The following is a 9,616-nucleotide window of genomic DNA, read 5'->3' on the forward strand; positions in this document are numbered from 1 at the left end:
CTATAATAGACACTACTGTGTCCATTGAGGCTGCATATGAACTTTTCACTTTTAGATGATACCGATGTTAGCCAAGCTTTTGCTTCTCACCTGCGTGGCTTACGCAAACAAGCGAAGTTATCTCGAGAGGCACTGGCCCAGCGTAGTTGTGTACCAGCTTCGACCATAAAAAAATTTGAGCTCACCGGACAAATTTCATTTCGCCAGCTGCTGCTTTTATGGCAATCGCTGGATTCACTAGACCGGCTTTATCAATTGACACAAGTAACCGCTGACCGCACCGCTTTACCGACCAGCATCGAAGAGGTGCTTAAAGATGAGTTTTAAATCCATTCAAAAGCTGAATGTGGAGCGCACTCTCACAACGGGAGAAATCGTATCGGTGGGAATATTAGCGCAAAACCGTCAAGGTGTTTTCTTTCAGTACGATGAAAAATATCTAAGCAGGTTTGGCAATTTATCCCCTTTTACTCTTCAAGGCGATGTGCGATTGCAGCAAGCACCAAAAGAACCTCACCAAGGCATTCACGGTGTTTTTGGCGACAGTCTTCCCGATGGTTGGGGTTTGTTGTTGCAAGATCGTGTGTTTCGCCAAAAAGGTGTAATACCAGCGCAAGTAACGGCAATGGATAGACTAGCGTTTGTTGGCCAGCAAGGAATGGGGGCATTGTCTTTTACCCCTGTATCAGAGTTTTCATCGGATCAGCGATCAGATATTGATTTGGCAACACTCGGCTTGGAAGCACAAAACTTATTTGATCAATCCCAGACTTACGACTTAGACGGTAATACTCAACAGGTGCTCACTACCTTAGTCGCCGTAGGAAGCTCCGGCGGTGCTCGCCCTAAAGCGCAAATTTATATGCCTGCTGGCGACGCGACGCAATGCCGCACCTATGCACAACCTGGCGATGAAGCATGGTTAGTTAAGTTTACTTCGAAGAACTTGGCGCTGGGCCATGAAGAGGGTTTGTGTGAAGCGGTCTACTTACAAATGGCTGAGTTGGCAAAATGCCGGCCCCCGATGTGGCAATTAATTGAAGCGCCAGCAAGTAGCGGCGCTAAGGCATGGCTTGCGTTAAAACGCTTCGATTATTTACCCGCACAGAAGAACGCTGGACGTTTACATATGCACAGTGCCTGCGGCTTATTGGATGCTGACTTCCGAAGCCCGAGCCTAGATTACAGCGACCTTATTAAAGCCAGTCGCCAACTGTGTAAGTCACCTGCTGCTGGGCAACTTCAATTTCGCCGTGCAATGTTTAACTTATTTGCCGCGAACCAAGACGATCACAGTAAAAACTGGGGCTTTTTACAAGCCGATGATGGAAGTTGGGAGCTGGCCCCTTTTTACGATGTGACCTTTAGCCCTCATCCCTTTAATGAACATGCAACCGCCTTTGCAGGATACGGAAAAGCGCCACCACTCAAAGTGATGCAAAAGCTTGCGGCCAGTGCAGGCTTTGCTACATGGAGGCAAGCGCAAGAATGCATTCAAGAAGTCGTTGATGCCATTAGTCAGTTTAGGCCGCTTGCCGAGCAACACGGGGTGAGTATGATCACTGTGTTAGCGATAGAAAAAACACTCGCAGAGCGTAAGCAAGAAAACGCGGCACTCTTAGGTTGAGATGATACTTGCTTAAGCTGAGGTAAATACCATCGCATCTGATTTATTCAATGATGCCACCCCAAAAAATCAATTTGATATGGGCTAGTCCTATATCTTTGAATTTTATGAGTTTGGTAGGTATTTATCTGCTTAATATCTCCCTAATTCGGGAAATAATCCTGTACGATTATCAGCAGTTGATAAGCTATATCGCATTTGTGTACTCATACGGTTTTTGATTAACCCATAATAATAAAAGGAAAAGCATGCAACAAATCGGAATTTATGAGCAGCTTATAACGCAACTTATCGAGAGTCGTATTGACCGAGAGCGATTCTATGTTGGCGAACGTGAACTCAATAGCAATGAAGCATCTGTCTGGCTATCACGTTTCTTATCACACATTCTTGAGTATGCGATTGAGTCTGTGCCGGCGGGTGATGATCGTCTGCAACAGCAAATTGCTTTATCCAATCAATTGTTACTCTGGCTAAAAACACAAATTCAAGACAAGGCTTTTATCGAAGATAATTTGCTTACTAGCAAAGGCAAAATTCTGACCGCTCTCTATGAATTAGAAAATCCTATTTCAGCTGATTTAAAAAATTACATTAAAGACATATTTCCCCTAACCGGTTTAACTCAAAGTGAGTTATTTAGTGGCAGTAATGCAGGCTTGTCACTCGAATCAGAATTGAAGCGAGAGATCCTGTCATCGGATAAAATTTACTGGCTAGTGTCATTTATTAAGTGGGCAGGAATACGGATTTTTCGCAAAGAGCTGGAGGCATTTACCTCAAGTGGCCGCGAGCTAAAAATCATTACGACCTCATATATGGGCGCGACTGATGCGAAAGCAGTGGAGTATCTAGCAAGTTTACCCAATACCGAAGTTAAACTGAGCTACAACACTGAGCGTGAGCGTCTGCATGCCAAAAGTTATCTATTTTTGCGTAGTACTGGCTACCATACGGGTTATATCGGCTCCTCCAACCTCTCGCATTCTGCATTAACTAACGGTTTGGAATGGAATTTAAAGATCACCTCTCAAGAAATCCCTCATATCATTAAAAAGTCGCTGAGTACTTTTGAAACATATTGGGCATCGGATGATTTTGAATTGTTTAGTGGTGATGCTACCAGCAGCGAAAAACTTAAAAAAGCATTGAGCAAGCAGCGAGTACAAAATGAGGGTAGCCAAACGCACTTCTTCGATATATCGCCGTTTCCCCATCAAAGTGAGATCCTAGAGCAACTGTCTGTAGAGCGAAGCATTCACCAGCGCTTTCGTAATTTAGTCGTTGCAGCTACAGGCACCGGTAAGACCCTCATCTCAGCTTTTGATTTTGCGCGTTTTATCAAAGAAAAACCGCAAGCAAATTTCTTATTTGTTGCGCACCGAGAAGAAATTTTAAAACAAGCAAGAGCAGCTTATCGTGGTGTATTGCGTAATGGCACTTTTGGTGAGCTTTGGGTTGGTGGTCATACGCCTGAGCATTACCGACAATTGTTTGTTTCCATTCAGACGCTAAACAACCAGATTGAGCAACTAAATTTAACGTCTAATTTTTACGATTATGTTGTTATTGATGAAGTTCATCACATAGCGGCTAAAAGTTACCGTGTTGTGCTAAATCATTTCTCTCCCGATATTCTATTAGGGCTGACTGCAACGCCAGAGCGCCATGATGGTGGTGATATTTTAGCTGACTTTTGCGGTGTAATTGCGGCAGAAATTCGTTTGCCTGAAGCGATTAATCGTCGACACCTTTGCCCGTTTCAGTATTTTTGTATCGATGATGATACTGACCTTCGCACGATTCCGTGGAGTCGTGGGCGTTATGACATTGCTCAGCTGACTAATCTTTATACCCACAACCAAGAGCGTTTTGATAAGATTTTACTGAGCATGCAGGAGATCATCACTGATCTAAGTAAAATGAAAACACTAGCTTTTTGTGTAAGCAAAGAGCACGCACAGTACATGACTCAGCAGCTTTTGCTGAAGGGCGTAAAAGCAGATGTACTGACTAGCGATAACCGCGACGAGCGACAACAAAAGCAGCAAGCCATCCGCTCAGGAAGTATTAATGTCCTTTGTGTGGTCGATATTTTCAACGAAGGTGTTGATATTCCTGAAGTCGATACCTTGCTCTTTTTGAGGCCTACAGAAAGCCTAACGATTTTCTTACAGCAATTGGGACGAGGCTTACGTTTAGCTGACGGCAAGGAGTGTTGTACTGTACTGGATTTTGTCGGAAATTCACGCCCTGAATATGATTTTGCTAATAAATTTCGAGCCTTGGTGGGTAAAAGTAATCGCGCCATCAGTGATGAGATAAAGCAAGGATTCCCTCATGTGCCATTGGGTTGCCGAATCGAACTAAGCAAGCACACTCAAGACATGGTACTCAGAAATATTCGTCAAGCTTCGTTAACTTTGAAGCGTCTCGTCGCGATGATTCGCCAGTATCCACAGCATTCGTCACTACCGTTAACGCTGTCGAACTTCTTAACCCTAAATCCGCATATCGATCTGAATGAACTTTATAAACTGGGGAGTTGGTCGCAGCTCATTCAACTAGCCAAAGATGAAATCAACGAAAATAATCTAGATGAAAAATTGCTGAACATGCTTAAAAAGGCCATTCATAACCGAATTTTGACCTGTGATGATCGTGCCTATTTAAGTTTCTTAAAGCAGCTTTGCCATAACAATTTCGCAATAGAGGATTCGAGTCATCGCCATGTGTTGATGTGTCATTATGATTTTTGGCAAAAAACAGGACCAGAGTGTGGTTTCGAGTCGGTCGAGCAAAGTGTTATCCAATTGAACGTACCTGAGTTAAAAGCGGAGTTTTCTGACGTTTTAGATTGGCAACTTGAGCAAATCAAGCATAAACAACCGACAATGTTCGGATTGCCTGACGTTCCATTGAGATTACATGCGCGCTATGCAAGGGAGCAAATATTGGTGGCGTTCGGAGCAACAACGTTTGAGCGACAACCGTCAGCTCGTGAGGGTGTATTTGTGCTGAAAGATCAAAATATTGAACTGATGTTTGTCACCTTAGACAAAAATGAAAAGCAGTTTTCACCCACGACCATGTATCATGATTATGCGATTAATGAGTCTCGATTTCATTGGCAGTCACAGAATAGTGCCAGACCTGATCGTGGGCATGGTAAGGATTATATTCACCATCAAAAAATTGGTAAGCGTTTGTTTTTATTTGTGCGAGAACAGACTAACGATGAGTATGGTCGCACCATGGGTTTTGTTAATTATGGCGAAGTGGACTATGTATCACATGCCGGTTCACAACCTATGAGTATCACTTGGCAGCTAAAAGAGTCGATGCCGAATTTTATGTGGCATCAAGCGGCTAAGTTAGCTGTAGGATGACTATCATGACGACTTTAGTTATTAACAAATTATACAAAGAGGCAGAGGTGTGATTAAGCGAGTTTTACTAATTATGCGGAAGGTGAAATGAATAACAGAACATATCACTGTACTCCTCGTAGAGGATAAATTCCCATAATGTCCACTGCAAATAAGAAAGTAAGTTAACAATTATCTACAATTGCATATCAAATTCTATTTATGATATGCAATAACTAATTAAGTACAAAAAAGCCCTGTATTTATAATGCTCTTCACAAGGTAATACAGGGCTTTAAGACATTCTTGGCCAGATAACTTTCTACCGAAAAACCTACTCAATATTCTGGATCTGCTCTCTCATTTGCTCTATCAATACTTTAAGCTCAACGCCGGTTGCGGTGACTTCGGTATTGATCGATTTAGAGGCTAGGGTGTTTGATTCGCGATTAAACTCTTGCATCATAAAGTCTAAACGACGGCCACAAGCGCCCCCTTTCTTGAGGATGTTTTGAGTTTCTTTTACGTGCGAATCTAGGCGATCTAGCTCTTCAGCTACATCAGATTTTTGTGCCATCATGATCAACTCTTGCTCAATACGAGTTGGATCTAATTCCACTTTTGCATCATCAAACTTGCTGGTTAATCGAGTACGTTGCCATTCGATAATTTCAGGCATCAGTGCTCGAACTTTGGTGGCTTCGCTGCTAATGGCATCTAAACGCTGAACGATCAATTCTTTCATGTTCTCGCCTTCACGTCCGCGAGCATCAATAAAATCGGTGACTGCGATATCGAACGCTTCCATTAATTCTTTATTAATCGTATCGAAATCTTGCTCAGGGGTTTCCATGACGCCAGGCCACTGCATGACTTGAAATGGATTAATTCGGCTGGCTTCGCCGGTGAGTTCCATTACTTGATTGGCAGCATTGATGACTTGAGTTGCCAAGGTGTTATTGATAGTAAGGTCGCCTTTAGCTGAAGGGTTCGCTTCATAACGTAGATGGCACTCAACCTTTCCGCGTGCTAAGCGCTTACGGAATCGCTCGCGAAGCACGGGTTCTAAAGAACGAAACTGTTCTGGTAGGCGAAAATAGGTTTCTAGATAGCGTTGATTAACGGAACGAATTTCCCATACCGCGGTTCCCCAGTCAGCTTTGACTTCTTTGCGTGCGTACGCTGTCATACTGTAGATCATCAATTTATCCTTAGGTTCCTGACGTTCATAAATAATTCGGCCATAGTAACATAGTTCGAACTCGAGAGTCGCGCTGTAGAACCTCAGCTTGACTAGGAACATCAACGGATTTCCGCTATAATTCGCGCCCAATTAGACTCTTCATTAATCAAAGGTAGATGCACCATGCGTCCAAGTAACCGAGCAGCAGATCAAGTCCGTCCAATCAAAATTACGCGTAACTATACCGCTTATGCAGAAGGCTCAGTATTAGTCGAATTCGGCAATACTAAAGTTTTGTGTAATGCGACGGTTGAAGATAATGTTCCGCGTTGGTTGAAAGGCAAAGGGAAAGGCTGGGTGACGGCAGAATATGGAATGCTACCACGTGCAACTCATAGTCGAACTCGTCGTGAAGCGGCTAGCGGTAAGCAAGGTGGTCGTACGATGGAGATTCAACGTTTGATCGCTCGTAGTTTACGCGCTGTCGTTGACTTAGAGGCGATGGGCGAATTTATGATCACAGTAGATTGTGATGTTATTCAGGCTGATGGTGGGACTCGTACCGCTTCTATCAGTGGAGCAAGTGTTGCGTTAGCGGATGCATTTTCTCACCTGATCGAAAAAGGGCAGTTGAAGAAAAACCCAATGAAAAGCCATGTTGCGGCGGTTTCGGTTGGCATTCTTGGATCGGATATCTTGTGTGATCTTGAATATGTGGAAGATTCGTCAGCCGATACGGATATGAATGTCGTGATGACTGAAGAAGGTAAAATGATTGAAATTCAAGGTACTGCTGAGGGCGAACCGTTTAGTCATCAAGAGTTATTAGCACTTTTAGAGAGTGCGCAGAAAGGAATCGAAGAAATCGTCGTTGCACAGAAAGCGGCGTTAGCTGACTAAATAAGTCAGAGATGATCAGCGTGAGCTTATCGTTGGTCATGACATGTGGCAGTGATGCCAGGGTACAGCAATAATAAGGCGAGAAAATAATGAAAGCATATCAGCGCGAGTTTATTGAATTTGCAATTGAAAAGCAGGTTCTTAAGTTTGGTGAGTTTACTTTGAAATCAGGTCGTACTAGTCCTTACTTTTTTAATGCCGGTTTATTTAATACCGGTCGTGATTTGGCGCGTCTTGGTCGTTTCTATGCTGCGGCATTAGCGGATTCAGGTATTCAGTATGATGTGCTTTTTGGCCCTGCTTACAAAGGTATTCCAATTGCAACAACCACAGCAGTTGCGCTAGCAGATCATCACGATGTGGATACTGCATATTGTTTCAACCGTAAAGAAGCAAAAGATCATGGTGAAGGTGGTTCGTTGGTCGGCAGTGCGTTAGAAGGACGCATTATGTTGGTTGATGATGTGATTACGGCTGGAACCGCGATTCGTGAGTCGATGGAAATTATTCAAGCAAACGGCGCTGAACTCGCTGGTGTTTTGGTGGCCATCGATCGTCAAGAAAAAGGAAAAGGCGAACTTTCTGCGATTCAAGAAGTGGAGCGAGATTTTGGTTGCTCGATTATATCGATTGTGAGTTTAAGTGATTTGGTTATGTTCCTTGAAGAAAAAGGTGGCAATCAAGAGCACTTGGAAGCGGTAAAAGCGTATCGTGCCGAATACGGAGTCTAAACATTCTTATTATTTTAGCTGAATGAATACCGAAACCGCCTTTATTGGGCGGTTTTTTATTTGTGCTTATTGATACGACGAGACTGTAATGGTTTATAAGGTATGATAGTGCTTCATTTTTTAGCGTGAAAAGGAATTCTCGTGTGGCTGATAATGTAATTGCAAATATTCTTGTGTTTGATTCCGGTGTGGGAGGGCTTTCTGTTGTAAAAGAGATTCAGAAGTTGTTGCCTAACCTCAACTATACCTACCTTTTCGATAATCAAGCTTACCCATATGGAGAGTTATCCGTTGATGTGCTGCTACAACGTGCAACTACGTTAATTCGTAATATGGTGTGTGAATACGATATCGATATTGTTGTTGTCGCCTGCAACACCGCGAGTACAGTAATACTTACCGAGTTAAGACAAGAGCTGTCTATTCCCGTTGTTGGGGTCGTGCCTGCAATAAAGCCAGCTTGTCTTGCTGCAAAACACTCCGTGGGCTTATTGGCTACACCTGCAACAATAAAGCGGGAGTACACGCGAGAACTGATATCTGCTTTTTCTTACAAGAAAGAGGTTCAACTCTTAGGCTCAACACAGTTAGTCGATATGGCAGAGAAAAAACTGCGAGGGATGGGGGTCGACAGAGAAGAACTTAATCAAGTAATGCAGCCTTTTAAAGGCCAAGTGGACGTGGTGGTTTTAGGCTGTACTCATTTCCCTTTATTACGAAACGAAATACAAGAAGTGATGGGAAGTGATGTTTTACTTGTCGATTCAGGTGAAGCGATTGCTCAGAGAGTATTGTTTTTACTAACGGAAGAAAAACAAACAGTAGAAAGAACAAAAAGGTGTAATGAGATGTTCTCTAGTGCTACTCCAAAGGATGAAGTAGCACTAGTTGTACATATTAGCGAGTTCGGATTTAATTCGATTACTCGTTATTTGAGCTCTGATCTTTAGGGTCGTTAGCCACACGTACCTTTAACGTACGCCCTTGGTAATTAAATTCATTTAAGTTGTCGATTGTATGTTGCACTGCTGAATCAGCAATGACAACAAAGCCGAAACCACGACGTTTTCCAGTCTTCTTATCTTTCATTAAACGAACGGCAAACACTTCACCATATTCAGAGAAGAGTTCTTTGACATTGGTTTCGTTGGCTTTATATGGAAGGTTACCAATATAAAGAGTTGTGGTGGAACCAGATTCTGATGATTCTTGCTCTGTTGCTGATTGAGTTTTGTTTGACGTGTAGATAAAAATAAGAGTCGTACCTATTACACCAATAAGAAATGATACTGCTGGTGGAAACGAAAGTACTGCTAAAACGATGGTGCCGATAACTGCAAAGATAGCGGAAGCTATTAGTGATTTATTTGAATTCATATAAGGCTGCTTATTAATATATTATTAAGGTGAATGAAAAAATGCTAAATGAATAGGCAGACCGATTTTACGTGTAAGCTTCGGATATTTCCAACCTATTGCTGTGATAGCCCTCAAATGTTCAAAGATTAGTCAATATTGATGCATTTGAACTATTTTTAACCAAACAGATTTTAAATTTAAAAAAGTGCTTGTCAGCGAGTCATTGATCCCTATAATGCCGCCTACCCGCTGAGAAGTAAACGCTACTTAGTGAGGTAATGAAAATCGAATTCAATTATTTTATTAAATAATGGTTGACTAAGAATTTCAAAAGCGTATTATACGCACCCCTAGCGAGCTACGGCTGGCAGGCGCTCTTTAAAAATTTAGACCTATCAATCTGTGTGGGCACTCGTTGATGATAATCAATTTTACTTCTTAGAAGTAA

General features: G+C 42.5%; 8 protein-coding genes. 6 read left to right on the top strand and 2 right to left on the bottom strand.

Features of this window, described 5'->3' with window-relative positions:
• Positions 1-36: 36 nt before the first annotated feature.
• From ACWU4D_RS18880 to ACWU4D_RS18890, 3 genes are all read left to right on the top strand, one after another.
• Positions 37-327 carry a helix-turn-helix domain-containing protein gene (locus tag ACWU4D_RS18880; protein ID WP_456052995.1) on the top strand — a complete coding sequence of 97 codons (291 nt, stop codon included), beginning with the start codon at positions 37-39 and terminating at the stop codon, positions 325-327.
• A complete protein-coding gene (locus tag ACWU4D_RS18885) occupies positions 317-1,627 on the top strand; it encodes a type II toxin-antitoxin system HipA family toxin (RefSeq protein ID WP_456052996.1) in 1,311 nt (436 codons plus the stop codon). Before ACWU4D_RS18880 ends, ACWU4D_RS18885 begins: the two co-directional genes overlap by 11 nt.
• Before the next feature lie 248 nt (positions 1,628-1,875).
• Entirely contained in the window at positions 1,876-5,016 is a 3,141-nt protein-coding gene (locus tag ACWU4D_RS18890; protein ID WP_456052997.1) for a DUF3427 domain-containing protein, read from the top strand.
• A gap of 313 nt (positions 5,017-5,329) precedes the next feature.
• Here the strand turns inward: ACWU4D_RS18890 and ACWU4D_RS18895 are convergent, their stop codons facing one another.
• Positions 5,330-6,196, bottom strand: coding sequence for a YicC/YloC family endoribonuclease (locus ACWU4D_RS18895; protein ID WP_456052998.1), 867 nt, complete (start codon positions 6,194-6,196; stop codon positions 5,330-5,332).
• Between the two features lie 165 nt (positions 6,197-6,361).
• On the opposite strand from ACWU4D_RS18895, the gene rph reads away from it, so the two are divergent.
• From rph to murI, 3 genes are all read left to right on the top strand, one after another.
• Complete coding sequence (rph, locus tag ACWU4D_RS18900; protein WP_456052999.1) at positions 6,362-7,078, top strand: ribonuclease PH; 717 nt, start codon at positions 6,362-6,364, stop codon at positions 7,076-7,078.
• Positions 7,079-7,167: 89 nt separating this feature from the next.
• Positions 7,168-7,809, top strand: a complete 642-nt coding sequence (gene pyrE, locus ACWU4D_RS18905) for an orotate phosphoribosyltransferase (protein WP_456053000.1) — start codon at positions 7,168-7,170, stop codon at positions 7,807-7,809.
• Positions 7,810-7,952: 143 nt separating this feature from the next.
• Complete coding sequence (gene murI, locus ACWU4D_RS18910; RefSeq protein ID WP_456053001.1) at positions 7,953-8,759, top strand: glutamate racemase; 807 nt, start codon at positions 7,953-7,955, stop codon at positions 8,757-8,759.
• On the opposite strand, the gene ACWU4D_RS18915 is transcribed toward murI, so the two are convergent.
• Complete coding sequence (locus ACWU4D_RS18915) at positions 8,731-9,186, bottom strand: RNA recognition motif domain-containing protein (protein WP_456053002.1); 456 nt, start codon at positions 9,184-9,186, stop codon at positions 8,731-8,733. The genes murI and ACWU4D_RS18915 overlap by 29 nt on opposite strands.
• Between the last annotated feature and the right edge of the window lie 430 nt (positions 9,187-9,616).

The organism is Vibrio phycocola (assembly GCF_053850235.1).

Excerpts from the sequence above, each read along its gene's own strand:
- ACWU4D_RS18890 (WP_456052997.1), top strand. The coding sequence starts at position 1,876 with ATGCAACAAATCGGAATTTATGAGCAGCTTATAACGCAACTTATCGAG.
- ACWU4D_RS18885 (WP_456052996.1), top strand. The coding sequence starts at position 317 with ATGAGTTTTAAATCCATTCAAAAGCTGAATGTGGAGCGCACTCTCACA.
- ACWU4D_RS18895 (WP_456052998.1), bottom strand. The coding sequence starts at position 6,196 with ATGATCTACAGTATGACAGCGTACGCACGCAAAGAAGTCAAAGCTGAC.
- ACWU4D_RS18915 (WP_456053002.1), bottom strand. The coding sequence starts at position 9,186 with ATGAATTCAAATAAATCACTAATAGCTTCCGCTATCTTTGCAGTTATC.
- pyrE (WP_456053000.1), top strand. The coding sequence starts at position 7,168 with ATGAAAGCATATCAGCGCGAGTTTATTGAATTTGCAATTGAAAAGCAG.
- rph (WP_456052999.1), top strand. The coding sequence starts at position 6,362 with ATGCGTCCAAGTAACCGAGCAGCAGATCAAGTCCGTCCAATCAAAATT.
- ACWU4D_RS18880 (WP_456052995.1), top strand. The coding sequence starts at position 37 with ATGAACTTTTCACTTTTAGATGATACCGATGTTAGCCAAGCTTTTGCT.